We start from the raw sequence: 23,065 nt of genomic DNA, 5'->3' as shown, positions 1-23,065 counted from the left end.
CATGCCGATGCCTGCGCCCGCGGCGCCGCTCGCGCCCGCCGGCGCTACGGCCGCGGCCGCACCTGCCGGCCCGGCCCGGCAGGCCATAAGCGAGCGCAGCCTGCGCAATGCCACGGTGGAACCAGTGACGGCTCAGGTCAGCGTGAAGGCCATGGTGATCGACGTGGTGATGGTGCTGGCTTGGGGCGCGATCATCCCCGGACTGATGTGGCTGGGCGCCGCTGCCGGCTTCTGAACAGGGAAGGGGGACGACCAGGCCGGGGGCAGATCGGGTTGAGTCAGATCAGGCTGGAGCGGATCGGGCCCGGACAGCAGGCCTCGACGGGCCCGGCCCGGATTGGTCTGGCAGGATCGCATTCGTAAGCCGTCCGCGAAGGTTCGGCAATCGCGAGCCCCGGGGTTGCCCGCCGGAATCGTTCAGGCCAGGGCTCGTCAGCTCGAACCCAGCAGAACGACGCCCGCCAGGATGGACAGACAGCCCGCGAGGCGGCCGATTCCGACCTTTTCGCGCAGCAGGAACATGCCGGCCAGGGTGCCCAGCATCATGGACATTTCCCGGGCAGGGGCCACCAGGCTCAGCGGCGCGCCGTTGCGCAAGGCGTACAGCACCAGGATGTAGCCCAGCGGCGACAGAAAACCCACCGCCAGGGCCAGATGCCAATGACCGCGCATGGCCTGCCAGGCCTGAGGGCGGCGGCGCAGCATATGGGGCGTCATCATGGTCGTGCGGGTCACGCAGGTAAACCAGTCGAACAGCACGGGGCTGATCAGCAGCACCTTCACGCCATAGGCGTCGACGACGGTGTAGGCCGCGATGAACAGGCCGATCACCACGCCCCAGCGCACCCCGACCCAGGCTTGGGCCTGCTTGAAAATAGCCAGGCGGCCCTGGGTCGCGATCAGCAGCACGCCAGCCACCACGCAGAGCATGCCGATGATGCCGGTGCTGGTGGCAGGTTCGCCCAGCAACAGGAAGGCGCCGGTGGTCGACAGCAGCGGCCCAGTGCCCCGGGCGATGGGGTAGACGACCGACAGGTCGGCCACCTGATAGCCGCGCTGCAGACACAGGCTGTAGCCCAGATGCAACAGACTGGAGGTCAGGATGGCGCCGACCACTGGCCAGGTCCAGGTCATGCCGTCATGCAACAGTACCCAGACGACCCACGGCGCATAGAGCACCGAGGCGCACAATCCATAGGCGAAGACGAAGGGGGCGCCCACCATGGCCGCTCGCTTGGCGAGCAGATTCCACGTGGCGTGGGCCATTGCCGCCAGGACGACCAATATCAGGGACGAGTACGACATGAAGGAACAGCGTCAGATGACGTGTTTGTTACAGAAGACGGAAGGGTACTCCAAACCGCAGACCCAGGGGGCATGTTACCTGAGGCTTTGAGCGATTTTTGGTGTAGAATCATTGGCTTGCCAAATCTCATCCTCTGCTTGCGGCACATGCAACGGGGGTAGGCTTTACCGCCATAGCCCGTGCAACACGTGATGGATGTGGGCTGCGCTTAGCGCGCAATCCTGCAAAAACCGCGTGAACAACATCGAACGGCAAAAGTTTTAGTCCGCAAAGACATGATGATCTAGGAGTTCTCATGAACCTCATCGCTATCCTGGAACAGGAAGAAATTGCCCGCCTGACCGGCGGTCAAGCCAAGCCTGAATTTGCTCCTGGTGACACCGTCATCGTGAGCGTGAACGTCGTTGAAGGCACCCGCAAGCGCGTGCAGGCTTTCGAAGGCGTCGTGATCGCCAAGCGCAACCGCGGCCTGAACTCCGCGTTCACCGTGCGCAAGATTTCGTCGGGTGAAGCCGTGGAACGTACGTTCCAGCTGTACTCGCCGCAAATCGCCGGCATCGAAGTCAAGCGCCGCGGCGACGTGCGCCGCGCCAAGCTGTACTACCTGCGCAACCGCTCGGGCAAGTCGGCGCGTATCAAGGAAAAGCTGGTCAGCAAGCAAGCCTCGGCGGCTTGATCGCTTATCGGCACACGGCCCTACCAGTGTCGGACGCTCACGCCATCCAGCGTTTTCGTTCGGCACGGGTTTCCGGGTTAAAAAGGCACCTGCGAGGGTGCCTTTTTCTTTTTGCAGAGCCTTTTGCAGAGCCGTATGTCTGATTCCTCGTCTTCCCCGCGGCCCAGGCGGCCGCTGGCGCGTCCCGGCTTCGATCCCGCGACGCAACCCTGGGTGGTGGCCAACGAGTCCTTGCCGGCCGTGCCCGCCAACCTGCTGACCCCGGACTTGTTGCGGGGCACGCTTAGCCAGCCCTCGACCTGGACGCTGGAGCTGTCCCGCGATACCGATCTGCGCTATCCGGGCCGCGAAGGCGTGCCCGTGCCGGCGGCGGTGTTGATTCCGCTGGTGACGCGCGACAACGGCGTGCACATCATGCTGACGCAGCGGGCCGCGCACCTGCATGACCACGCCGGCCAGATCAGTTTTCCGGGCGGCCGCATCGAAACCAGCGACTCCACGCCAGAGGCCGCCGCACTGCGCGAAGCGCAGGAAGAAACCGGACTGCCGTCGAATCACGTGGAGGTGCTGGGCAGCATGCCGCCGTACCTGACCGCGACCGGCTTCTCCATCATCCCGGTGGTGTCGCTGGTGCGCCCGGGCTTCGACCTGGCGCCCGATGCCTTCGAGGTGGCCGAGGTATTCGAGGTGCCGCTGTCGTTCCTGATGGACCCGGCCAACCACCGCCTGTACGAAGCTCGCCTGGAAGACGGCCGGGTGCGCCAGTATTACGGCATGCCTTATGGCAAGCATTTCATCTGGGGTGCGACGGCTGGCATGCTACGCAACCTCTACCATCTGTTGCGCCACGGCTTCACGCCGCGCTGATTCCGGCCAGCGCTTTGCGGCAATGAATGCGGCCCCGTCGAGGGGCCGTATTCATTGTTGGATTGCGCCTGAGCATCAGGCGTCCGGCTTCTTGTCGCGCATGTCTGTGCAATAGGAAGGCATATCCTTGCGCTACAGGGGGAGCTGCGTCATACAGCGCCCGCATACCCGCACGCCACAAGTCGCCTAGTAGCGCTGTTGCCCCGCCAGGTTTTCTTCCAGGATGCGCTGGTAGAGCGCGTAGCGCGCCGGATCGATCGCGCCGGCCTGCAGGGCCGCCACCACGCCGCAGCCGGGTTCGTGCCGGTGCGTGCAGTTGTAGAAGCGGCATTCCTCGATGGGCTTGGTGAACTCCGGGAAGCCGCGGATGATGTCTTCGCGGCTCAGGTGCTGCAGGCCGAAGGCCTGGAAGCCCGGCGAGTCGATCAGGTCGCCGCCTGGCGCGGGCAGGTGATATAGCCGCGTGCTGGTGGTGGTGTGCTTGCCCATGTCCAACGCGGTGGAGTGTTCGCGGGTGGGGGCGTCGGCGTCGGGCACCAGGGCGTTGAGCAAGGTCGACTTGCCCATGCCGCTCTGACCCAGCAGCAGGTTGGTGCGCCCGGCCAGGCGCGGCGCCAGCAGGGTATGGACTTTCTCGGGTTCCAGCGCGCTGAGTTCGATCACATCCACGCCCAGCGCCGCGATCGGCGCTAGCCGGGCGCGCGCCGCTGGCAGCTCGTCCGTCAGATCGGTCTTGTTCAGGATGATGAGGGGCTCGATGCCGGCGCTCCAGGCGCCCGCCAGGGCGCGTCCTGTCAGGTCGTCCGAAAACGTGGGCTGCACGGCGACGACGATCAGCAGCTGGTCGACGTTGGACGCGAACTGCTTGGAGCGCATTTCGTCCGAGCGGTAGAGCAGGTTGCGCCGCGGCAGGATGGCGTCGATGGCGCCTTCGTCCTTGCCCTGTGGCGTGATGCGGACGTAGTCGCCGACCGCGGCGCCTGTCTTCTTGCCGCGGGGGAAGCACTTGCGCAGGCTGCCGTCGGCGAGCTCCACGGTGTAGTGGCGTCCATGGGCGGCGATGATGCGGCCTTCGTTGGGCCCGGTTGCCTGGGCGCTCATGCAGCGTGCGCCGTCAGGTGGCGGATGCGCACGGCGGCGGGAGGGTGGCTGTCGTAGAAGGCGGAGTGCACGGGATCGGGAGTCAAGGTGGCGGCGTTGTCGTCGTAGAGTTTGACCAGCGCGGACACCAGGCGTTCCGGCGAGCTCTGTTCGGCCGCGTAGCGGTCCGCTTCGAACTCGTCGCGGCGCGAGTACCAGCTGGCCACGGGCGTGAGCATGAAAGTGAAGACGGGGATGACCAGGAAGAACAGCAGCAGCGCCATGGCGTCGTTGCGTCCGCCCAGCTGCGGCATGACGCCCAGCCCCACGTAGAACCAGGGCTGCTGGGAGACCCAGCCCAGGATGGCGAAGAAAGCCAGCGCGGCGGCGAAGCTGAACACGATGCGCTTGATGATGTGGCGCTTGGCGAAATGGCCCAGCTCGTGCGCCAGCACGGCCTCGATTTCGTCGCCGTTCAGGCGCGCCAGCAGGGTGTCGAAGAACACGATGCGGCGCGAACGGCCGAAGCCCGTGAAATAGGCATTGCCATGGGCGGAGCGGCGCGAGCCGTCCATCACGAACAGGCCGTTGAGCGCGAAGCCGCAGCGCTGGGCCAGGCGCTGGATGCGTCCAGCCAGCTCAGGGTCGGACAGCGGCGTGAACTTGTTGAAGAGCGGGGCGATGAACATCGGATAGATGATCAGCAGCGCCAGGTTGAAGGCCGTCCAGAGCGCCCAGGCCCAGACCCACCAATAGGCGCCCGCGCTGCCCATCAGCCAGAGCACGGCCGCCGCCAGCGGCAGGCCCAGCACCGCGGCCACCAGCAGGCCCTTGAAGGCGTCGGCGGCGAACAGGGCGGGCGTCATGCGGTTGAAGCCGAAGCGCGCCTCCAGCTTGAACTGCCGCCACAGCGTGAAGGGCAGGCCCAGCAGGCCCAGCAGCAGCGCCACCACGACCAGCAGCAGCATCTGCCGCAGGAAGTCGTTGCTGGTAAGCTGGCCCACCATCAGGTCGATGAATTGCAGCCCGCCCATCAGGGTCAGGCAGACCAGCAGGATGGCGTCATAGGTGCGTTCCAGCATGCCCAGCTTGACCCGCGCCACGGTGTAATCGGCCGCACGCTGATGGCTTGCCAGTCCGATACGGTGGGAAAATTCGGACGGAACCGCATCGCGGTTGCGCGCGACGTGGCGGATCTGGCGTGTAGCCAGCCACAGGCGCACGGCAATATCGGTCAGCAGGAAGGCAACGAACAGCAGTGTGAACATGGGCGATGCGGCTAGCTCAAATAGGTATGTGCGAAAATCGCGTGTTTTACCGCCGGGCCGCCCCTGGGTAAAAGCGCCCCCCTCGGGAGGCAGCGGGCCAAGGGCGCGACGGTATTCCTTATAGGCAAATTATATGGCTGTGAATGAAAACCGCCTGGTCTGGCTGGACATGGAAATGACCGGCCTGGACCCCGAGAAAGAACGCATCATCGAAGTCGCCGTCGTGGTGACCGAGCCCGACCTGACGGTCGTGGCCGAAGGCCCCGTGCTGGTCGTGCACCAGCCCGACAGCCTGCTCGACGCCATGGACAGCTGGAACAAGTCCACCCACGGCAAGAGCGGCCTGATCGACAAGGTCAAGGCGTCCACGATTTCCGAGGCGCAGGCCGAGGATACGCTGCTGGCCTTCCTGGCGCAGCACGTGCCGGCCGGCAAGTCGCCGCTCTGCGGCAACACCATCAGCCAGGACCGCCGCTTCATGTTTGCTTACATGCCGCGCCTGGAGCAGTTCTTCCATTACCGCAACCTGGACGTGAGCACGCTGAAGGAACTGGCGCGCCGCTGGGCGCCGGCCGTGTACAAGGGCTTCGAGAAGAAGAGCCGCCACGAAGCGCTGGCGGATATCTACGAATCGATCGACGAGCTCAAGTACTACCGCGAGCATTTCCTGAAGGTGTAAGCGGTACGCGCCCATGCCCGCCGCCCCGTCCGCCTGCGAGCCGCTGATCGGCGACCATCCCTCGATGGCGGCGCTGCGCGATCTGGTGGGCCGGGTCGCGCGCAGCAGGGCCAGCATCGTCCTCATCTATGGCGAGACCGGCACCGGCAAGGGGCTGGTCGCCCGCAACCTGCATGCGCAGTCGGCGCGCGCGGCCAAGGGCTACACCGAGATCAATTGCGCCGCCATTCCCGGCAACCTGCTGGAGTCCGAGCTGTTTGGCCACGAGCGCGGCGCGTTCACCGGGGCCGTGGCGCGCAAGACCGGACTGCTGGAAGCCGCCAATGGCGGCAGCGTGTTCCTGGACGAGATCCGCGAGCTGGACCCCGTCATGCAGGCCAAGATCCTGACCCTGCTGGACAGCCGGCGTTTCCGGCGCATCGGCTCCGTGCAGGAAGTCTCGGTCGACGCTCGCTTCATTGCCGCCACCAACAAGATCCTGCTGGGCGAAGTACAGGCCGGGCGTTTCCGCGACGACCTCTACTACCGCCTGCAGGTGGTGTCGATCAACCTGCCGCCGCTGCGCGAGCGCGGCGACGACGTCATCGTGCTGGCGCAGCGCTTCCTGGAACGCTACAACGCCACCCATGGCAGCCGCTTCACGGCCATCGATGACGAGGTCCGGCGCATCTTCAAGTCCTACGCCTGGCCGGGCAATGTGCGCGAACTCAGCAATCTGCTGGAGCGCATCTGCATCCTGGAGGATGGCGACACGGTGCTGGCGCGCCACCTGCCGCAGCGCATCCTGCGCGAAGCGGGCAAGCCTGCCGCCGCGGCCTCGTCCGCGGGGGCGGGCAGCTATGCCGAACAGTCCGCGCAGTTCCAGCGCGGGCTGATCCGTTCGGCGTTGCAGGCCCAGGGCGGCAACCTGGGGCGCGCCGCCGAGTCCCTGGGGCTCACGCGGCACGCCTTGCGCCACCAGATGATCAAGCTGGGGCTCGAAACCTGAAGTCCGGCTGTCCTATTCCGAACTGATGCCGTGCTTGCGGGCGATGCCTTGCCAGAGCGTCAGTTCGTCGCGCACCCGCGCGCCGAACTCGGCGCTGTCCATGCGGGCCGGCACGGTGCCGTCCAGATCGAGCAAGGCTTTCATTTCCGGCGTGGTCGAGATGTCGTTGAGCGCGGCGTTGAGCTTGTCGATGTAGGGCTGCGGCGTGCCAGCGGGCGCGAACAGGCCCACCCAGATCTGCACCGAGTAGCCCGGCAGGGCGCGCGCGGCAGGCTGCAGGTCCGGAAAGGCCGGGGAGGTCTCCTGCGCCGTGGTGGCCAGCAGCTTGACCTTCTTGCCCTGCACCATGGGCGCCAGCGTGCTGTAGTTGGACAGCATGACCTGGATCAGGCCGCCTGCCAGGTCGGAGGCGGCGTTGGCCGCGCCCTTGTAGGGCACGTGGGTCATGTCCGTGCCTGCCGCGTCGTCCATCATGACCGTGGCCAGATGCGCCAGCGAGCCGACGCCGGCGCTGCCGTAGTTGAGCGCGCCGGGCTTGGCGCGGGCCGCTTCCAGCAGTTGCTTCAACGAGGTATAGGGCGTCTGCGCCGAGGCTGCGATGACCAGCGGGCCCTGGCCTATCATCGCCACCGGCGCGAATTGCTTCAGCGGGTCATAGGGCAGGTGCGGCTGGGTGGCGGCGGTGGTCAGGAAGGTCGACGAGGTCAGCAGCAGCACCGAGCCGTCCTTGGGCGATCGCGCGACGTACTCGGAGCCGATCGCGCCGGCCGCGCCGCCGCGGTTTTCCACGATGACGATGTTGCCGAAGCGGGCCGCGAGCTGCGGCGCGATCGCGCGGGCGATCGCATCGTTGCTGGCGCCGGCGGTGAAGGGCACTACGATCTTGACCTGCTTGGGCACTTCCGTCTGGGCCGCTGCCGCGCCGGCCAGCAGGGTTGCCGCCAGGAACAACGTTGTTTGCATAAGCGCTTTCATGATCGATTCTTCTAGTCTGGGAGAGCGTAGGGGAACGGGCGCCGCCATGGCGCCCGCGGCGTTCAGTCCGGCATGGGGACGGCGACGTCCAGGAGCGGCGCGTATTGCTGCGCGCCGAAGATGTCGCCGTCTCCGGCGGATCCGCTGGGCGCCAGCCGGTAGATCGTGAACTTGATGGCCAGGCCGGGATCGTAATGCACGAAGTCGGAAATGCGGCTGTCGTCGATCCGGTACAGGGCCGCCATGGCCGCGCGCGTTACCGCGCCGGAGCGCTTGACCGCCTCGTAGGTCGCCGGCTCGCGGAAGATGATGTCGAAGGTGATCTTGTTGACGCCCGCGTTCTTGCTGCGGATGGTCTTGGCCAGGGTGCTGAGTTTCTGGATGCTCATGGTCTTGCCGGCTCAGGCGCCAGCCTCGGTGAGGTGGGTCGGGAAGAGTTCGCCGGCGTCTTCCACCGGCAGCGTGTGGTTCAAGGTCCAGCGGTAGGCGGCGCTGGTGCGCACTACTTCGTCCAGCGGGAACGACACCGAACCGGCCGTGCCCTTCACGTCGGGCAGGCGGGCGTAGAACATCTGGCGCAGGCCCGTGAGCGTCAGCTCCTCGGCCATTTCGGCGGTCGGCGCCACGCCTTGGACCATGACGCAGAGTTCATGGCCGGGCTGGTCGCGCAGCGGTTCCAGGTCGCCCATGACGCCGTCGCGGCCGTAGACCTTGTAATGCAGCTCATAGCCCGAGTCGCCGAAGCGCTCGCGCACCTTGTCGCGCGCCCAGGCGATGACGCGGTCGACGTTGGCGATGGTGTAGGGGTCGCGTATGCCGCACAGCCCCATGTAGCGCTCGCCGACCTTGCCCGAGCCTTCCAGCTTCACGCGCACCTGGGCGGCGGGCTCGAAGCGCGAGCCGGTGATGCGGGTGGTCTTTTCGCTGAGCTGCTCGTAGCGGCATTCGGCCATGTCCAGCCGGCCGCCCGCGAAGAATTCCTCATAGGGGTTGGAGCGTTCGTACATGGCGTGGCCCGCGACCGAGGCGATGGTGCAGCGCTGGTCGGGATGCATGGCGGTGACGCGCACGTCCTCGGCCGAGATTTCGCCCATCACGGTTTCCTTGCCGCCGTAGGGCTCGGCGCAGAAGGAGGCGCATTCCAGCACCTTGCCCAGGTAATAGGCGCGGTCGGCGTCGTAGCCCCGGTGCAGGGCGGGGGCGGCGAACACGGCCGCGTCGGAGCTGCGACCGCCGATGATCACGTCGGCGCCGGCTTCCAGCAGCTTGATGTAGGGATGCACGCCGGCCACCGCCACGATGCGGTCGCTGGCGTCGAGCTCGGCTTCGGTCAGGTCGGCGTAGCCGTCCAGGCCCGCCACCTGCTGGCCCGAGCGCAGCGCGCGGCGCACGCGCTCCTTATCGACTTCCGAATAGAAATAGCCGATCTTGAACGGCGCCAGCTTGTGCTCCGCGGCGATTTCCTTGATCAGGCGCACGTACAGGTCGACGCGGCTGTTGGAGCCGGTATCGCCCGCAGACCCGATGACCATGGGCACGCCCAGCTTGCGCGCGGCCAGCAGCATCTGCTCCAGATCGTGGCGCTGCCACGCCTGCGGGCTGGTGGACGTGTCGGAACCCAGCGGCACGGGGCCGACGTCGTCGCTGCCCGAGTCGGCGGCGATGCAGTCCGGCCCGGCGGCGACGCCAAGCTGGAAGCTCTCGGTGCGCAGGGGGGCGAATCCTAAGTGCCCGTTCGGGCAGATGATGCTCATGGAACGCATGGGTGTAGTCTCTTCAGTTGAGTCGTCCGGTCTCGCTCGTACCGGCCTGGACTACAACGCAAAATGCGTGCCAGCCGGCAGACAGCCCAAATTCCGCGTATTTGCTGCGCTTTGGACGCGTCTTTGACTGATTTGAGTGTAAATTTTCACGCATTGCGTGAATTCCACGCATAAAGGCAATACCCCATGCCCACTTCCTGCTCCGTAGTCCAGATCCGCGACGCGGAACGCCGGGCCCTCGCCGCCGGCAGGCGGCTGATGCCCTTGGCGGGTGCGGCCGCCGCGCGCTTCGTGGCGGCGCGGATCCGCCCCGGGACGGTCGTGCTGGCGCTGGCGGGTCCCGGCAACAATGGCGGCGACGCGCTGGAAGCGGCGACCGGCCTGCGCGCCATGGGACATGACGTGCGAGTGCTGCTGCCCTCGGGCGCGCAGCAATTGCCCGCGGATGCCGCCCGCGCCTATGCCGGCTGGCTGGAGGCGGGCGGCGAGACCTGGCCGGCGCTGCCGCCCGGTTTCGTGCCGGAGCTGGTCATCGACGGCCTGTTCGGCATCGGCCTGAACCGTCAGTTGGGGGCGGACTGGCAGGCGCTCGTGGACACGGTCAACGCCTGGGGCGTGCCGGTGTTGGCGCTGGATGTGCCCAGCGGCATAGATGCGGATACGGGCGCGGCGCTGGGGCGGCCGATCCAGGCGCGCTGGACCTTGTCGTTCATCGCCCGGGCGCGGGGACTGGAACGTCCGGGCCCGGGGCGCGATGCCTGCGGCGTGTCGGAGGTGGACACGCTGGGCGTGGAGATTGCCCCGGCGGCTTGAACCGGGGGGCTGCCGCCTCAGGCGGGCTTGCCGCCGAAGCGCGAGGCGATGTCGGCTGCCAGCGGCGCGTAGCGCTCGTTGTCGCGGCCGGCCAGGGCGTCCAGGTGCGCTTCCGACGCGTCGAACACTTGCCAGTAGATGCGGCCGCAGATATCCCGGGCCGCATGGCCGGGCCAATCGTCGGGCAGCATGGGGCCGGGCAGTTGCGGATCGTGCAGCACGATCCGGCGCCAGCTGTGCAGCAGCATGACCCGCACGATGAAGGCCTCGGCGGGCGTGGGCGGGGTCTCAAGCAGCTTTTCCAGCGGGCCGAAGTTCTTGGCGAACTGGCGGTACTGCTCGGCCAGCTCGTCCAGGTTCCAGCATTGCGCGGCCAGGCTGGCGATGGGCAGGCCGCCGGCGCCGGCCAGGTCGCGCGCCGACAGCACCAGCGCCCGGTCCGGGATGCCCAGCTTTTCCAGGATGTCGTGCGCGGCGCGCGCCTCGGTGTGCGGATGGGCGAACAGGCCCGGCGCGATCATGCCGAACCCTTCCCAGACCAATTCCCGGCGCAGCTCCGCGCGCTCGGCCAGCCCGTTGCCGGTGCGCGGCAGGGCGACCAGGGTCCATTCGCCATTCCATTCCTGGGGCGGACCGACGTAGATGCGCTGCGAGGCGTGGGCGGTATGTCGCAGTCCCTGGTCGGAGATCAGGTAGAGGCTGCGCCGGCCGTGGCGTTCGGATTGCAGCCAGTTCTGCGCCACCAGCCGGAACACGCTGGTGCGCAGCAGGCGTTCATTGATGCCCAGCGGGGCCAGCAGCTCGATCAGGTCGCCCAGCCAGATGGCGCCGCCGTGCGGCGCCAGGGCGTCCCCGAGCAGGCTGACGCAAAGCGATTTCGCGCGCGGCGGATCGTTCTTGATCAGGCGTGACAGAAAGCGGTCCAGGGGCGACTGAGGGTTTGCCATTAGAGGGGGCCGGGGCGGCCGATATCGGGATCCGCAATATGATACATAAATCCAATGTGATACAGATTTGAGTTTGACAATGAATTTTTTGTATTAAATAATCCGCCTATGACATGACGGCGCTGCGGAACGTTTGCTTTGCGTTTTCGCAAACCGTCTTCAAGGAGACAGACATGTACGCTCAACTCGTCGAAACCGGCGTCAAGCAGGTCAAGACCGCGGACCAGCTCGAAGGCCGGGAACAGACGTTCCAGCGCCGGATCGACGACGGCGTCCGCATCGAGGCCAAGGACTGGATGCCGGAGGCCTACCGCAAGACGCTCGTGCGCCAGATTTCCCAGCACGCGCACTCCGAAATCGTAGGCATGCTGCCGGAAGGCAACTGGATCACCCGCGCGCCTTCGCTCAAGCGCAAGGCCATCCTGCTGGCCAAGGTCCAGGACGAGGCCGGCCACGGGCTCTATCTGTACAGCGCCGCGGAAACCCTGGGCGTGTCGCGCGACGACCTGATCGACGATCTGCACGCCGGCCGCGCCAAGTACTCCAGCATCTTCAATTACCCCACGCTCAGCTGGGCCGACATCGGCATGATCGGCTGGCTGGTCGACGGTTCGGCCATCATCAACCAGATCCCGCTGTGCCGCTGTTCCTACGGCCCCTATGCGCGGGCCATGGTGCGCGTCTGTAAGGAAGAGTCCTTCCACCAGCGCCAGGGCTACGACCTGCTGATGCAGATGTGCCTGCACGGCACGCCGGAGCAGAAGGCCATGGTGCAGGACTCGCTGAACCGCTGGTGGTGGCCGGCGCTGATGATGTTCGGCCCGTCCGACGCCGACTCGCCCAACAGCGCCCAGTCCATGGCCTGGAAGATCAAGCTCTTCTCCAACGACGAACTGCGCCAGAAGATGGTGGACCAGACCGTGCCGCAGGCCGAGTACCTGGGCCTGAAGGTGCCGGATCCCGATCTGAAGTGGAACGCCGAGCGCGGCCACTACGACTTCGGCGAGATCGACTGGTCCGAGTTCTACGCGGTGCTCAAGGGCAACGGCCCCTGCAACCGCGAACGCCTGGCCGCCCGTGTCAAGGCGCACGAAGACGGCGCCTGGGTGCGCGACGCGCTGGTCGCCTACGCGGACAAGCAGGCAGAGCGCAAGGCTGCCTAAGCCACCGTCCGCGCACGAATCTTCTTCACCACCATTGCAAACCGGAGCGCGCGGCGCGCGCCCGGCATTCAAGGACATCCATCATGAGCAAAGACTGGCCCCTGTGGGAAGTATTCATCCGCAGCCAGCACGGCCTGGCGCACAAGCACGTCGGCAGCCTGCACGCGCCCGACGCTGAAATGGCGATCAATCACGCCCGCGACGTCTACACCCGCCGCAACGAAGGCCTGAGCATCTGGGTGGTGCGCGCCTCCGACATTTCGGCCAGCAGCCCCGGCGACAAGGATCCGCTGTTCGAACCGGCCAACAGCAAGGTCTACCGGCATCCCACGTTCTTCCCGATGCCCGAAGAAATCAAGCACATGTAAGACGGCGGGGGAGACATGGACAAGACTCTGTTTGAATACCTGCTGCGCCTGGGCGATTCCTCGCTCATCCTGTCGCAGCGCCTGGGCGCCTGGACCGGTCACGGTCCCATCCTGGAAGAGGATCTGGCGCTGACCAACACCGCGCTCGACCTGCTGGGCCAGGCCCGCATGTGGCTGACGCTGGCCGGCGAAGTCGAAGGCGCGGGCCGCGACGAAGACGCGCTGGCCTATCTGCGCGACGCGCATCAGTTCCACAACGTGCTGCTGGCCGAACGCCCCAACGGCAACTACGCCGATACCATGGCGCGCCAGTTCCTGTTCGACGTCTGGCACTACTTCCTGCTGCAGCGCCTGGAGCAGTCCAGCGACGAGCGGGTCGCCGGCATCGCGGCCAAGGCCATCAAGGAAGTGACCTACCACGTGCGCCGTTCCTCGGACATGGTGGTGCGCCTGGGCGACGGCACGGCGGAAAGCCATGCCAAGATGCAGGCCGCCATCGACGACGCCTGGCGCTTCACCGGCGAACTGTTCGCCGACGACGCGGTGGATCTGGACGTCGCCGCCCGCGGCATCGGCTGCGAGCTGTCGGCCCTGCGCCAGCCCTGGCTGGCCCATGTGCGCGAAGTGCTGGAAGAGGCCACGCTGACCGTGCCCGACGAAGCCGCCGCCAATCATCTGGCGCACCGTGGCGGACGTCAGGGCAAGCACACCGAGGAGCTCGGCTACGTGCTTGCCGAAATGCAGTTCCTGCCGCGCGCCTATCCGGGAGCCACCTGGTGAACGCGCTGGCGCCCGTTTCCGCCGACCAGGTCTACGCCTGGCTGCAGGAGGTCCCCGATCCGGAGATCCCCGTGCTGTCCGTGGTGGATCTGGGCGTGGTGCGCGACGTCTCCTGGGACGGCGAGGCCTGTGTCGTGGTCATCACGCCCACGTATTCCGGCTGTCCGGCCATGCGCGAGATCACGCAGGACATCCAGCAGACGCTGGCCCGCCACGGCATCGCCGAGGTCCGCGTCGAGACCCGGCTGGCGCCGGCCTGGACCACCGACTGGATGAGCGAAAAGGGACGTGAGGCGCTCAAGGGCTACGGCATCGCCGCGCCCGCCGAACGCGCCGTCGACATCTCGGGCATCAGCCGCCGCGCGGCTGGCCCCGCCATCGCCTGCCCGCGCTGCGGCTCGAAAGACACGCGCCTGGTCAGCAACTTCGGCTCCACGTCGTGCAAGGCGCTGTATCGCTGCGTGTCTTGCCGCGAGCCCTTCGATTATTTCAAGACTCACTGAGAGCGGTTTCGCAATGAGCCAGAACCAATTCCATTCCCTGACGGTGGCTTCGGTTGCGCGCAACACGCGCGACGCCGTGGTCGTGACCTTCGACCTGCCCGAGACGCTGGCGCAAGAGTTCGCCTTCCTGCCGGGCCAGTACCTGACGCTGCGCACCGAGCTCAACGGCCAGGAGCAGCGCCGCTCTTATTCCATCTGTTCCGCGCCCGAGGACAAGCTGCTGCGCGTGGCCATCAAGAAGGTGGACGAGGGCGTCTTTTCCAGCTGGGCCAATCATGAGCTCCAGCCCGGCCAAACCCTTGAAGTCATGGCGCCGGCCGGCAACTTCACCGTCGATTTTTCGCCCGAGAACAAGCGCCACTATGTGGCGTTTGCCGTAGGCAGCGGCATCACGCCGGTGTTCTCGCTGGTCAAGACCGCGCTGTCCACCGAGCCCAACAGCAAGTTCACGCTGTTCTTCGGCAACCGCGCCTCGTCCGCGGTGCTGTTCCGCGAAGAGATCGAGGACCTGAAGAACCTCTACATGGAACGCTTCTCGCTGGTCTACATCATGAGCCGCGAGACCCAGGACATCGAACTCTTCAACGGCCGCCTGGACGGCGACAAGGTCGACCAGCTGATGTCGGCCTGGATGAGCCCCGAGGATATCGATTACGCTTTTGTCTGTGGTCCGCAGACCATGACCGAAAGCGTGGTCGAGCGGCTGCAGGCCCGCGGCATTCCGAAGTCGAACATCAAGTTCGAACTATTCGGCGCGCCCAAGGGGCCGCGCGCATTGCGCACCGGCCAGGACGCCCGCCAGGCGCCCGGCAAGGGCCAGTGCGAGGTGACCGTGGTGCAGGACGGCCACAGCCGTATGTTCGTGATTGAAAAGAATAAAGACAGCGTGCTGGATTCGGCGCTGGCGCAAGGCATCGAACTGCCGTATTCGTGCAAGGGCGGGGTGTGCTCCACCTGCCGTTGCAAGGTCATCGAAGGCGAGGTGGACATGGACGCCAACTTCGCCCTGGAAGACTACGAAGTGGCGCGCGGTTTCATCCTGAGCTGCCAGAGCTTCCCGGTCAGCGACCGCCTGGTCATCGACTTCGACCAGGAAACCTGACCCGGCCCGCGCCAGGCAGAAAACCACATTTATCTGGAGAGACGCAGTGTCCCAAAAATTCTTCGAACGCCACCAGCCCCTGCTGGAGCAAGCCATGGCCGCAGCCTCCCTGCGCGGCTACTGGAGTCCCTTTGCCGAATCGCCCAGCCCCCGCAACTACGGCGAGACCGCCAACGACGAGGGCCGCGCCGCTTTTGAAGCGCTGCAAGGCAAGCCGTTCCCGCTGAACCTGCACGACGCTGACGGCACCGTGGGCGGCGAAAAATCGCCGTTCGGCTTCGACTTGGGCATCACCTATCCGCATGTGCCCGCCGACAAGCTGATCGCCGCTTCCAAGCGCGCGTTGGAAGACTGGCGCCGCGCCGGCCCGCAAGCCTGGGTCGGCGTTTCGCTGGAGATCCTGGCTCGCCTGAACAAGCGCAGCTTCGAAATCGCCTACGCCGTGCAGCACACCACCGGCCAGGGCTTCATGATGGCCTTCCAGGCCGGCGGCCCGCACGCGCAGGACCGCGGCTTCGAAGCCGTGACCTACGCCTGGCAGGAAATGTCGCGCATCCCGGGCGTCGCCATCTGGGAAAAGCCGCAAGGCAAGAACGATCCGATCCGCATGGAGAAGCAGTTCACGGTGGTGCCGCGCGGCGTGGCCCTGGTGATCGGCTGCTCGACCTTCCCGACGTGGAACGGCTATCCCGGCCTGTTCGCCAGTCTGGCTACCGGCAACACCGTCATCGTCAAGCCGCACCCCGGCGCGATCCTGCCGCTGGCGATCACCGTCAAGGTGGCGCGCGAAGTGCTGCAGGAAGCGGGCTTCGATCCCGACGTGGTGCAACTGGCCGCGCATGCCGCTGGCGATGACACCGCGCAGAAGCTGGCGCTGGATCCGGCCGTCAAGATCGTCGACTTCACCGGCAGCTCCGCCAACGGCGACTGGCTGGAGAACAACGCGCGCCAGGCGCTGGTCTACACCGAGAAGGCCGGCGTCAACCAGGTCATCATCGACTCCACCGACGACCTGAAGGGCGTGGCCCGCAACCTGGCGTTCTCGCTGGCCCTGTATTCGGGCCAGATGTGCACGGCGCCGCAGAACATCTACGTGCCGCGCGACGGCATCCAGACGCCGGAAGGCCGCGTCAGCTTCGACGAGGTCGCGGCTGCCCTGGGCGCCGCGGTCGAGAAGGTTGGCGCCGACGCGGCCAAGGCCGTCGAACTGACCGGCGCGATCCAGAACGAAGGCATCGTCGAGCGCATCGAGAAAGCCCGCGCGCTGGGCCTGCCCGTGGTGGCCGACAGCAAGGCGCTGACGCATCCGCAGTTCGAGAACGCCCGCGTCCGCACGCCGCTCCTGCTGCGCACGGAAGCCGGCAACGCCGCCATCAGCCAGGAATGGTTCGGTCCGATCGCCTTCGTGGTGGCCACCGATTCCACCACCCACAGCATCCAGCTGGCACGCGATAGCGTGATCAAGCATGGCGCGCTGTCGCTGTCCGCCTACACCACGAACCCGGCCGTGGCCGATCAGGTGCAGGACGCGGCGGAGGTCTCGGGCGTGTCGCTGTCGCTGAACCTGACGGGCGGCGTGTTTGTGAACCAGACGGCCGCATTCAGCGACTTCCACGGCACCGGCGCCAACCCGGCCGCCAACGCGGCGCTGTCCGATTCGGCTTTCGTGTCCAACCGCTTCCGTGTGGTGCAGACCCGCCGGCATGTCTAATCCCACCCCCGAAGCGCTGCGCGCTTCCCCCTCAAGGGGGCGCAACTGCGGACCGGCAAAGCCGGCTCCGCGCTGCCCGGGTTTGGGGAGAGTTCATGATTTTTGACGTGAGTGGCGTGCCCGCCATGGATAACTGATATGACCTATCAAGACATTCAATTTGACCTGTCGGGCGGCGTCGCGCGCCTGACGCTGAACCGTCCGGACAAGCTGAACAGCTTCACGGCCAATATGCACGGCGAAGTGGCTGACGCCCTGACCCGCGTGGAAACCGAAGGCGCGCGCGTGTTGGTGCTGACCGGCGCCGGCCGCGGCTTCTGCGCCGGCCAGGACCTGAGCGAGCGCAAGCCCGCGGCAGACGGCACGCCGCCAGATCTGGGCGAGACCGTCGACAAGTTCTACGGCCCGCTGGTGCGCCGCGTGAACGCCTTGCCCATGCCCGTCGTCGTGGGCGTGAACGGCGTGGCCGCGGGGGCGGGCGCCAACCTGGCGTTCGCTGGCGATATCGTCATCGCCAAGGCTTCGGCCACCTTCATCCAGTCGTTCTGCCGCCTGGGGTTGATTCCCGACACCGGTGGCACCTTCGTGCTGCCGCGCCTGGTCGGCCGCGCCCGCGCCATGGGCCTGGCCATGTTGGGCGACAAGCTCAGCGCCAAGCAGGCTGAAGAGTGGGGCCTGATCTGGCAATGCGTGGCGGACGAGGAGTTCGACGCGACGCTGGAACGCCTGGCGCAGCATTTCGCCAAGGCGCCCACCAAGGGCCTGGCCTTCACCAAGCGCGCCATGCAGGCCAGCCTGGCCAATGACCTGTCCACGCAGCTGGACCTGGAACGCGACATGATGCGCGAACTGGGCCGCAGCGCCGATTACGCGGAAGGCGTGGCCGCCTTCCTGGGCAAGCGCGAACCGCAATTCAAGGGGCAATAAGAATGGACGCACACGTTCCCGCGGCCGAAGTGCCGACCGATCCCCAGGAGCTGGCGCAGGCCGTCGGCACCGTGATGTACGCGGGCGACGCGGCGTCGCAAGGCCTGGACATGAAAGTCGAGGAAATGGCGCCGGGCTACGCGCGCCTGACCATGCGCGTGCGCGCCGATATGCTGAACGGCCACAAGACCTGCCATGGCGGATTCATCTTCGCCCTGGCGGACAGCGCCTTCGCCTTCTCCTGCAATTCGCGCAACGTCAGCACCGTGGCTTCGGGCTGCACCATCGACTACCTGGCCCCGGGCTTCGAAGGCGATCTGCTGACGGCCGTGGCGCAGGAGCGCTCGCTGGCCGGCCGCACCGGCGTCTACGACGTCACCGTCACCAACCAGGAAGGACGCAACGTGGCGCTGTTCCGCGGCCGTTCCTACCGCATCAAGGGCCAGATCGTCGGCGTCCCCGCGGACGCCTGAGCCAGCCATCCAACCAAAGATACGGCCGCGGGCCAGGCCGCGAGCGGGCAGGGCTTCCGCCCGCCGCGCAGCCGGACCCGGGGCAGAGAGAATTTCAGGAGAGAGATAACCATGTCCAACACCATGAGCAAGCCGGGGCTGGACCCCATCGAGCATGCCAGCGAGGATGAGCTGCGCGCGCTGCAGCTGGAGCGGCTGAAGTGGTCGCTCAAGCATGCCTACGAAAACGTTCCGCACTACAAGAAGGCCTTCGATGAAGCCGGGGTGCATCCCGACGATTTGAAGCAGCTGTCCGACATCTCGAAGTTCCCCTTCACCACCAAGAAGGAACTGCGCGAGAACTATCCCTTCGGCATGTTCGCCGTGCCGCGCGAGCGCATCTCGCGCATCCATGCGTCCAGCGGCACCACCGGCAAGCCGACCGTGGTCGGTTACACCAAGAGCGACCTGGACAACTGGGCCAATCTGGTGGCGCGTTCGATCCGCGCGGCCGGCGGCAAGCCCGGCGACACGGTGCACGTGGCCTACGGCTACGGCCTGTTCACGGGCGGCCTGGGCGCGCATTACGGCGCCGAACGCCTGGGCTGCACGGTCATTCCGATGTCCGGCGGGCAGACCGAAAAGCAGGTGCAGCTGATCAACGATTTCCGTCCGGACATCATCATGGTCACGCCCTCCTATTTCTGCAATATTCTGGAGGAGCAGCGCCGCCAGGGGATTGATCCGCGTCAAAGCTCGCTGCGCATCGGCATCTTCGGCGCCGAGCCCTGGACCGGGCAGATGCGCGCCGACATCGAGGCCGAAGCCGGCATCGACGCCGTCGACATCTACGGCCTGTCCGAAGTGATGGGGCCGGGCGTGGCCAGCGAATGCGTTGAGACCAAGGACGGTCCGGTAGTCTGGGAAGACCATTTCTACGCGGAAATCATCAACCCCGACACGGGCGAACCCGTGGCCGACGGCGAGCCGGGCGAACTGGTGTTCACCTCGCTGACCAAGGAAGCGATGCCCATCATCCGCTACCGCACCCGCGACCTGACCCGCCTGCTGCCGCCGACCGCGCGCAGCATGCGCCGCATCGGCAAGATTACCGGCCGCAGCGACGATATGCTGATCGTGCGTGGCGTGAACATGTTCCCGACGCAGGTCGAGGAACTGGTTCTGAAGATCGCGCAACTGGCGCCGCACTACCAGCTGGTGCTGTCGCGCACGGGCAATATGGACGAACTGGAAATCCTGACCGAGCTGCGTGCCGAGTTCTCGACCCTGTCGGACGCGGAACGCGCGAACCTGGGCAAGCAGCTCCAGCACGCGGTCAAGACGCACATCGGCGTCAGCGCCCGCATCCAGGTGTCGGATTCCGGCCATGTGGAACGCACGCTGACCGGCAAGGCGCGGCGAGTGATCGACAAGCGGCCGAAATAGTAAGGGCCCCCACGCCGCGCCCGCTGCGCGGGCTAGCTGCCCCCCGAGGGGGCGGCCTGGCGGCGGGGCGGGATCTTTTGCTTGGAAGTAAAAAGCAGCCGCAAGGCTGCTTTTCTTATTTGACCGTCCCGCGCACGATGCGCCGGTACCAGTAATGCAGCAAGGCCGCCGACAGCCCCAGGCCGACCATGGCCATCAGCCACATGCTGCCCGCGCCCTGGGGCGATCCGGGGACCAGGATCGCGCGCACGCCGTCCAGTCCGCCGCGGCCCGGTCCGAAGCCGAACCACCAGCCGCCGACCAGCCCCACGCCCGCCAGCGCGATCACCTGCAGCAGCAGCGGTACCACGGCCACCTTGTAGGCGCGCAGCAGGTAGGAGTTGATGCATTGCATCGAATCGAACAGATGGAACAGCGGCAGGACGGCCAGCAGCGTGGTCGCGACCGCGGCCACCTCGGGATTGTCCGTGTACGCGGCCAGGATCAGCGGGCGGCCGATCAGCAGCACGGCCGCCGTCAGCAAGGCGCCCAGGATGCCCAGCGTCAGCCCGGCCATGCCGGTGCGGTGCGCGTGGGCGAGATTGCCGGCGCCGATGGCCTGCGCGGTCAGCGCGGCCGTTGCCACCCCCAGCGCCATGGGCATCATGTAGCAGAGCGCCGCCAGGTTGGACATGATCTGGTGGCCGCCGGTCACGAAGGTGCCTTCGCGCGCCACCAGCAGGGCCATGAAGGTGAAGGCCGACACTTCCACCAGATAGGAGCCGCCCATGGGGATGCCCAGGCGCAGCAGTTCCTTGAGCTTCTGCCAGTCGGGCTTGCCGACGTGCAGCTTGAAGCGGCGGTAGTAGCGGTCATGGGTGATGACCCACAGGCCGAGGCCCAGGCTCATCCAGGACACCACGGCCGTTGCCAGTCCGGCGCCGGTGGCGCCCATGGCCGGCAGGCCCAGCTTGCCGTAGATGAACAGCCAGTTGAAAAAGGCCTTGAAGCCGATGGCCGTCAGGTTGATCGCCATGACCAGCTTGGGGCGCGACACCGCGGTGCCCAACGCGTAGATGGTGCGGAAGACTAGCGCAGCGGGCAGGGCCAGCACCAGGGCCTGCAGATAGGAGCCGATGCGTTCACGCACGCCGGGGGCGACTTCGCCCGACATGGACAGCCACATGTTCGGGAACAGCAGCAGCACCGCGCCCACCGCGGACAGTCCCAGCGCCAGCCAGACTCCCTGGCCCCAGCTGCGGCCGACCTCAAGATTGTCGCCGGCGCCGAAGTGCTGGGCCAGGATGGGGATCAGGGCGTGCACCACGCCCATCAGCCCGACGAAGATGGTGATGTAGATGGACGCGGACAGTGCCATCGCCGCCAGGTCGGCGGCGCTGGAATGGCCGGTCATTGCGGTGTCCAGCACGCCGAAGGAGATGCCGGCCCATTGGCTGACCAGCACCGGCCAGGCCTGCTTGACGATGCCGCGCAGGGTGGCGCCGAAGCTGATCGGCGCAGCGGACGCGGGCGTCATCGGTTGGAGCCGACCCTGAGCAGGCGGAACACTTCCTGGCGGTCCGCGCGCCGGCCGCCTTGCCACAGCACTTCGGCGCCATCGCTGTAGGCGGCCGTGTTGTCGCGCAGGCTCTGGTTGCTGGTCTGCTGCAGAACCAGCGTGCACTTCGAGTCGAAAGTGAACGTCAGGTTATTGAAGATCAGGAACGAGGCGCGCTGTCCGCTGCCCAGGCTCAGCCCGCGCACGCATTCGCCGGGACGCATGTTTTGTTGCAGCGCCTGGGCCAGTTCGCCCGACACGGTGCGATAGCTGCGGGCATAGTCCACTGCGGGTTGCCACAGCAGCACCAGCAGGATCCAGGTCACTGTCAAGCCGCCGGCCGACAGCACGGTGCCGCGCCACAGCGCCTGCGGCTTGACCCGCAGCCGCCATACCACCAGGGCAACCCAGCCCACGGTGAAGGCCAGGGCCAGCGCGAAGGCGACCCAGGATATTTCTGGCTGGTAGCCGGTGGTCTGGCGGGCGATGTTGCGCGAAATCTGCGCCGGCCATTGGAAGTGCAGGGCGATCCAGCCTAGCCAGGCGGTGGCTGCCGTCAGCGAAAAACACATGACGGCGAACCAGTCCAGCGTGTTGACCACGCCGCGGCGCAGCGTGGGCAGCGAAAATGCGCCCAGCACCGCGCCCGGAACGGCCAGCAGCACATATTCGGAATCCGTGGCTTCCTCCAGGCCGAACAGCGCCAGCGCCGCGCAGACCAGCAGGGCCAGCGGCAGCCAGATATGGGGCGCATAGATCCAGGCGCGCCAGCGCCAGATGGCCAGCAGGGCCAGCGGCCAGGTCGGCCACAGATACCAGGGCAGATCGCGCAGGGTGCGTCCGATGTCGTGCCAGGACGGCACCGCGAAGGACGCCAGGTTCCAGATCTTCCAGTTGCGGACCCAATATTCGCTGCTATTGCTGGCGGGGATCCACCAGGCCAGGATCAGGGCGGTGGCAAGCAGCGCCGTCCAGGGCAGCCAGCGCCGGCACTTCCACAAGCGGCTGCGGGGGTAGAAGGCGATGACCGCGCCCACCATGATGGGCAGCGCGCCTACCCAGCCGCGGGTCAGGAAGCTGGCGGCCAGGGCGATGCCGAGGGTGGTGGTGCCGGTGAACGGACGGTCGATGCTGCGCGCCAGCGAATAGAAGGCAAGCGCCTGGCACGCCATGATGGCGGGTACGACGGTGGTTTCATGGGTGCGCTGCAGGATGCCGACCGTGGCCAGCAGTAGCAGCAGGGCGGCGTCCGCCAGCATGCGTCCGTAGTCGCGCGGCTCGGGCTCGCCGCCGAAAGGCAGCGCCAGCGGCTGGGCCTCGGCGCGGCGGCCAAGCAGGTAGGTGCCGTACCAGACGCTGGTGGCGGTGATGCCGAACCACAGCAGATTGGGCAGGCGGCCGGCGGTGATGTCGCCGATGAAGGGGCCGAACAGCCAGATGCTGATCGCGCCCACCCAGGTGATCAGCGGACCTTCCTCTGCGTGGGCCAGGTGCCCGACCTGGGGCAGCAGCCAGGTGATGCCGCCTTCGCGGATCGCCGTGATCATGGTCGCCAATCCGACCGCATCGTCGGTTTTCCACGGGTCGCGCATGAACAGGCCGGCCACGATATAGGCCAGCGACAGGCCCAACAGGATCAGCCTGGGCAGTTTTGCGGTGGCCACGGACGTGAGCCGGGCCGGAGTGGAAATCGAGATTGGGGACACGGGCGTTA

23 protein-coding genes and 1 pseudogene are annotated in these 23,065 nt (G+C 66.7%); 15 read left to right on the top strand and 9 right to left on the bottom strand.

What is annotated here, in order from left to right; all coding sequences use genetic code 11:
- Nucleotides 1-235: pseudogene (locus tag HWY37_RS34185) on the top strand (hypothetical protein); the annotation flags it as partial.
- 197 nt (nt 236-432) lie between these two features.
- On the opposite strand, the gene HWY37_RS34180 reads toward HWY37_RS34185, so the two are convergent.
- Complete coding sequence (locus HWY37_RS34180) at nt 433-1,305, bottom strand: DMT family transporter (RefSeq protein ID WP_175210017.1); 873 nt, start codon at nt 1,303-1,305, stop codon at nt 433-435.
- A gap of 296 nt (nt 1,306-1,601) precedes the next feature.
- Between HWY37_RS34180 and rplS the strand changes: the two genes are divergently transcribed.
- Both rplS and HWY37_RS34170 read left to right on the top strand, forming a co-directional pair.
- Nucleotides 1,602-1,982: a 50S ribosomal protein L19 gene (rplS, locus tag HWY37_RS34175; RefSeq protein WP_006218237.1), complete on the top strand. Its 381-nt coding sequence runs from the start codon at nt 1,602-1,604 to the stop codon at nt 1,980-1,982.
- A 135-nt stretch (nt 1,983-2,117) separates the two neighbouring features.
- On the top strand, nt 2,118-2,849 hold the full coding sequence (locus tag HWY37_RS34170) for a CoA pyrophosphatase (RefSeq protein WP_176090887.1): 732 nt from the start codon (nt 2,118-2,120) through the stop codon (nt 2,847-2,849).
- Nucleotides 2,850-3,035: 186 nt separating this feature from the next.
- Here the strand turns inward: HWY37_RS34170 and rsgA are convergent, their stop codons facing one another.
- Nucleotides 3,036-3,950 (bottom strand): ribosome small subunit-dependent GTPase A, encoded by a 915-nt coding sequence (gene rsgA / locus HWY37_RS34165; protein ID WP_176090886.1) that lies wholly within the window; start codon nt 3,948-3,950, stop codon nt 3,036-3,038.
- The gene (locus HWY37_RS34160; protein ID WP_176090885.1) at nt 3,947-5,197 is read right to left on the bottom strand and encodes a M48 family metallopeptidase; all 1,251 of its coding nucleotides are present in this window, start codon (nt 5,195-5,197) and stop codon (nt 3,947-3,949) included. The genes rsgA and HWY37_RS34160 overlap by 4 nt, the downstream gene beginning before the upstream one ends.
- A gap of 133 nt (nt 5,198-5,330) precedes the next feature.
- Between HWY37_RS34160 and orn the strand changes: the two genes are divergently transcribed.
- Together orn and HWY37_RS34150 are read left to right on the top strand one after the other, a co-directional pair.
- The gene (gene orn / locus HWY37_RS34155; RefSeq protein ID WP_042792554.1) at nt 5,331-5,876 is read left to right on the top strand and encodes an oligoribonuclease; all 546 of its coding nucleotides are present in this window, start codon (nt 5,331-5,333) and stop codon (nt 5,874-5,876) included.
- A gap of 13 nt (nt 5,877-5,889) precedes the next feature.
- Complete coding sequence (locus HWY37_RS34150) at nt 5,890-6,864, top strand: sigma-54 interaction domain-containing protein (RefSeq protein WP_176090884.1); 975 nt, start codon at nt 5,890-5,892, stop codon at nt 6,862-6,864.
- 12 nt (nt 6,865-6,876) lie between these two features.
- Here HWY37_RS34150 and HWY37_RS34145 read toward each other — a convergent pair whose 3' ends face one another.
- The 3 genes from HWY37_RS34145 to HWY37_RS34135 all read right to left on the bottom strand — a co-directional run bounded on the left by HWY37_RS34145 (nt 6,877) and on the right by HWY37_RS34135 (nt 9,602).
- The gene (locus HWY37_RS34145) at nt 6,877-7,827 is read right to left on the bottom strand and encodes a tripartite tricarboxylate transporter substrate binding protein (protein ID WP_246302480.1); all 951 of its coding nucleotides are present in this window, start codon (nt 7,825-7,827) and stop codon (nt 6,877-6,879) included.
- A 74-nt stretch (nt 7,828-7,901) separates the two neighbouring features.
- A complete protein-coding gene (locus tag HWY37_RS34140; protein WP_176090882.1) occupies nt 7,902-8,228 on the bottom strand; it encodes a DUF4387 domain-containing protein in 327 nt (108 codons plus the stop codon).
- 12 nt (nt 8,229-8,240) lie between these two features.
- A complete protein-coding gene (locus HWY37_RS34135) occupies nt 8,241-9,602 on the bottom strand; it encodes an acyclic terpene utilization AtuA family protein (protein ID WP_176090881.1) in 1,362 nt (453 codons plus the stop codon).
- Nucleotides 9,603-9,788: 186 nt separating this feature from the next.
- Here HWY37_RS34135 and HWY37_RS34130 point away from each other — a divergent pair, with 186 nt between their 5' ends.
- A complete protein-coding gene (locus tag HWY37_RS34130; protein WP_175210029.1) occupies nt 9,789-10,415 on the top strand; it encodes an NAD(P)H-hydrate epimerase in 627 nt (208 codons plus the stop codon).
- 17 nt (nt 10,416-10,432) lie between these two features.
- Here the strand turns inward: HWY37_RS34130 and paaX are convergent, their stop codons facing one another.
- Nucleotides 10,433-11,362, bottom strand: coding sequence for a phenylacetic acid degradation operon negative regulatory protein PaaX (paaX, locus tag HWY37_RS34125; protein ID WP_175210031.1), 930 nt, complete (start codon nt 11,360-11,362; stop codon nt 10,433-10,435).
- Nucleotides 11,363-11,535: 173 nt separating this feature from the next.
- On the opposite strand from paaX, the gene paaA reads away from it, so the two are divergent.
- The 9 genes from paaA (at nt 11,536) to paaK (ending at nt 19,814) form a co-directional block, all read left to right on the top strand.
- Nucleotides 11,536-12,525 carry a 1,2-phenylacetyl-CoA epoxidase subunit PaaA gene (gene paaA / locus HWY37_RS34120; RefSeq protein ID WP_175210033.1) on the top strand — a complete coding sequence of 330 codons (990 nt, stop codon included), beginning with the start codon at nt 11,536-11,538 and terminating at the stop codon, nt 12,523-12,525.
- A gap of 83 nt (nt 12,526-12,608) precedes the next feature.
- A complete protein-coding gene (paaB, locus tag HWY37_RS34115) occupies nt 12,609-12,893 on the top strand; it encodes a 1,2-phenylacetyl-CoA epoxidase subunit PaaB (protein ID WP_006388300.1) in 285 nt (94 codons plus the stop codon).
- A 15-nt stretch (nt 12,894-12,908) separates the two neighbouring features.
- Entirely contained in the window at nt 12,909-13,673 is a 765-nt protein-coding gene (paaC, locus tag HWY37_RS34110) for a 1,2-phenylacetyl-CoA epoxidase subunit PaaC (RefSeq protein WP_176090880.1), read from the top strand.
- Complete coding sequence (gene paaD, locus HWY37_RS34105) at nt 13,670-14,176, top strand: 1,2-phenylacetyl-CoA epoxidase subunit PaaD (RefSeq protein WP_059379300.1); 507 nt, start codon at nt 13,670-13,672, stop codon at nt 14,174-14,176. The genes paaC and paaD overlap by 4 nt, the downstream gene beginning before the upstream one ends.
- 13 nt (nt 14,177-14,189) lie before the next feature.
- Nucleotides 14,190-15,278: a 1,2-phenylacetyl-CoA epoxidase subunit PaaE gene (gene paaE / locus HWY37_RS34100; protein ID WP_175210039.1), complete on the top strand. Its 1,089-nt coding sequence runs from the start codon at nt 14,190-14,192 to the stop codon at nt 15,276-15,278.
- A 46-nt stretch (nt 15,279-15,324) separates the two neighbouring features.
- Nucleotides 15,325-16,989: a phenylacetic acid degradation protein PaaN gene (gene paaN / locus HWY37_RS34095; RefSeq protein WP_175210041.1), complete on the top strand. Its 1,665-nt coding sequence runs from the start codon at nt 15,325-15,327 to the stop codon at nt 16,987-16,989.
- A gap of 138 nt (nt 16,990-17,127) precedes the next feature.
- Nucleotides 17,128-17,916, top strand: coding sequence for a 2-(1,2-epoxy-1,2-dihydrophenyl)acetyl-CoA isomerase PaaG (gene paaG, locus HWY37_RS34090; protein WP_175210043.1), 789 nt, complete (start codon nt 17,128-17,130; stop codon nt 17,914-17,916).
- A gap of 2 nt (nt 17,917-17,918) precedes the next feature.
- Nucleotides 17,919-18,389 (top strand): hydroxyphenylacetyl-CoA thioesterase PaaI, encoded by a 471-nt coding sequence (gene paaI / locus HWY37_RS34085; RefSeq protein WP_175210045.1) that lies wholly within the window; start codon nt 17,919-17,921, stop codon nt 18,387-18,389.
- Between the two features lie 111 nt (nt 18,390-18,500).
- Nucleotides 18,501-19,814: a phenylacetate--CoA ligase PaaK gene (gene paaK / locus HWY37_RS34080; protein WP_175210047.1), complete on the top strand. Its 1,314-nt coding sequence runs from the start codon at nt 18,501-18,503 to the stop codon at nt 19,812-19,814.
- A gap of 115 nt (nt 19,815-19,929) precedes the next feature.
- On the opposite strand, the gene HWY37_RS34075 is transcribed toward paaK, so the two are convergent.
- Together HWY37_RS34075 and HWY37_RS34070 are read right to left on the bottom strand one after the other, a co-directional pair.
- On the bottom strand, nt 19,930-21,330 hold the full coding sequence (locus HWY37_RS34075; protein ID WP_175210049.1) for an MATE family efflux transporter: 1,401 nt from the start codon (nt 21,328-21,330) through the stop codon (nt 19,930-19,932).
- Entirely contained in the window at nt 21,327-23,057 is a 1,731-nt protein-coding gene (locus HWY37_RS34070; protein ID WP_175210051.1) for an ArnT family glycosyltransferase, read from the bottom strand. Before HWY37_RS34070 ends, HWY37_RS34075 begins: the two co-directional genes overlap by 4 nt.
- Nucleotides 23,058-23,065 lie beyond the last annotated feature (8 nt).

The organism is Achromobacter anxifer, from assembly GCF_903652925.1.
Classification (GTDB): domain Bacteria; phylum Pseudomonadota; class Gammaproteobacteria; order Burkholderiales; family Burkholderiaceae_B; genus Achromobacter; species Achromobacter anxifer.
Note: the sequence above shows the minus strand (reverse complement) of the source record. Positions and strands in the feature narration are given on the sequence as shown.

Coding starts and splice junctions, on each gene's coding strand:
- HWY37_RS34180 (WP_175210017.1), bottom strand. CDS start 1,305: ATGTCGTACTCGTCCCTGATATTGGTCGTCCTGGCGGCAATGGCCCAC.
- rplS (WP_006218237.1), top strand. CDS start 1,602: ATGAACCTCATCGCTATCCTGGAACAGGAAGAAATTGCCCGCCTGACC.
- HWY37_RS34170 (WP_176090887.1), top strand. CDS start 2,118: ATGTCTGATTCCTCGTCTTCCCCGCGGCCCAGGCGGCCGCTGGCGCGT.
- rsgA (WP_176090886.1), bottom strand. CDS start 3,950: ATGAGCGCCCAGGCAACCGGGCCCAACGAAGGCCGCATCATCGCCGCC.
- HWY37_RS34160 (WP_176090885.1), bottom strand. CDS start 5,197: ATGTTCACACTGCTGTTCGTTGCCTTCCTGCTGACCGATATTGCCGTG.
- orn (WP_042792554.1), top strand. CDS start 5,331: ATGGCTGTGAATGAAAACCGCCTGGTCTGGCTGGACATGGAAATGACC.
- HWY37_RS34150 (WP_176090884.1), top strand. CDS start 5,890: ATGCCCGCCGCCCCGTCCGCCTGCGAGCCGCTGATCGGCGACCATCCC.
- HWY37_RS34145 (WP_246302480.1), bottom strand. CDS start 7,827: ATGCAAACAACGTTGTTCCTGGCGGCAACCCTGCTGGCCGGCGCGGCA.
- HWY37_RS34140 (WP_176090882.1), bottom strand. CDS start 8,228: ATGAGCATCCAGAAACTCAGCACCCTGGCCAAGACCATCCGCAGCAAG.
- HWY37_RS34135 (WP_176090881.1), bottom strand. CDS start 9,602: ATGCGTTCCATGAGCATCATCTGCCCGAACGGGCACTTAGGATTCGCC.
- HWY37_RS34130 (WP_175210029.1), top strand. CDS start 9,789: ATGCCCACTTCCTGCTCCGTAGTCCAGATCCGCGACGCGGAACGCCGG.
- paaX (WP_175210031.1), bottom strand. CDS start 11,362: ATGGCAAACCCTCAGTCGCCCCTGGACCGCTTTCTGTCACGCCTGATC.
- paaA (WP_175210033.1), top strand. CDS start 11,536: ATGTACGCTCAACTCGTCGAAACCGGCGTCAAGCAGGTCAAGACCGCG.
- paaB (WP_006388300.1), top strand. CDS start 12,609: ATGAGCAAAGACTGGCCCCTGTGGGAAGTATTCATCCGCAGCCAGCAC.
- paaC (WP_176090880.1), top strand. CDS start 12,909: ATGGACAAGACTCTGTTTGAATACCTGCTGCGCCTGGGCGATTCCTCG.
- paaE (WP_175210039.1), top strand. CDS start 14,190: ATGAGCCAGAACCAATTCCATTCCCTGACGGTGGCTTCGGTTGCGCGC.
- paaG (WP_175210043.1), top strand. CDS start 17,128: ATGACCTATCAAGACATTCAATTTGACCTGTCGGGCGGCGTCGCGCGC.
- paaI (WP_175210045.1), top strand. CDS start 17,919: ATGGACGCACACGTTCCCGCGGCCGAAGTGCCGACCGATCCCCAGGAG.
- paaK (WP_175210047.1), top strand. CDS start 18,501: ATGTCCAACACCATGAGCAAGCCGGGGCTGGACCCCATCGAGCATGCC.
- HWY37_RS34075 (WP_175210049.1), bottom strand. CDS start 21,330: ATGACGCCCGCGTCCGCTGCGCCGATCAGCTTCGGCGCCACCCTGCGC.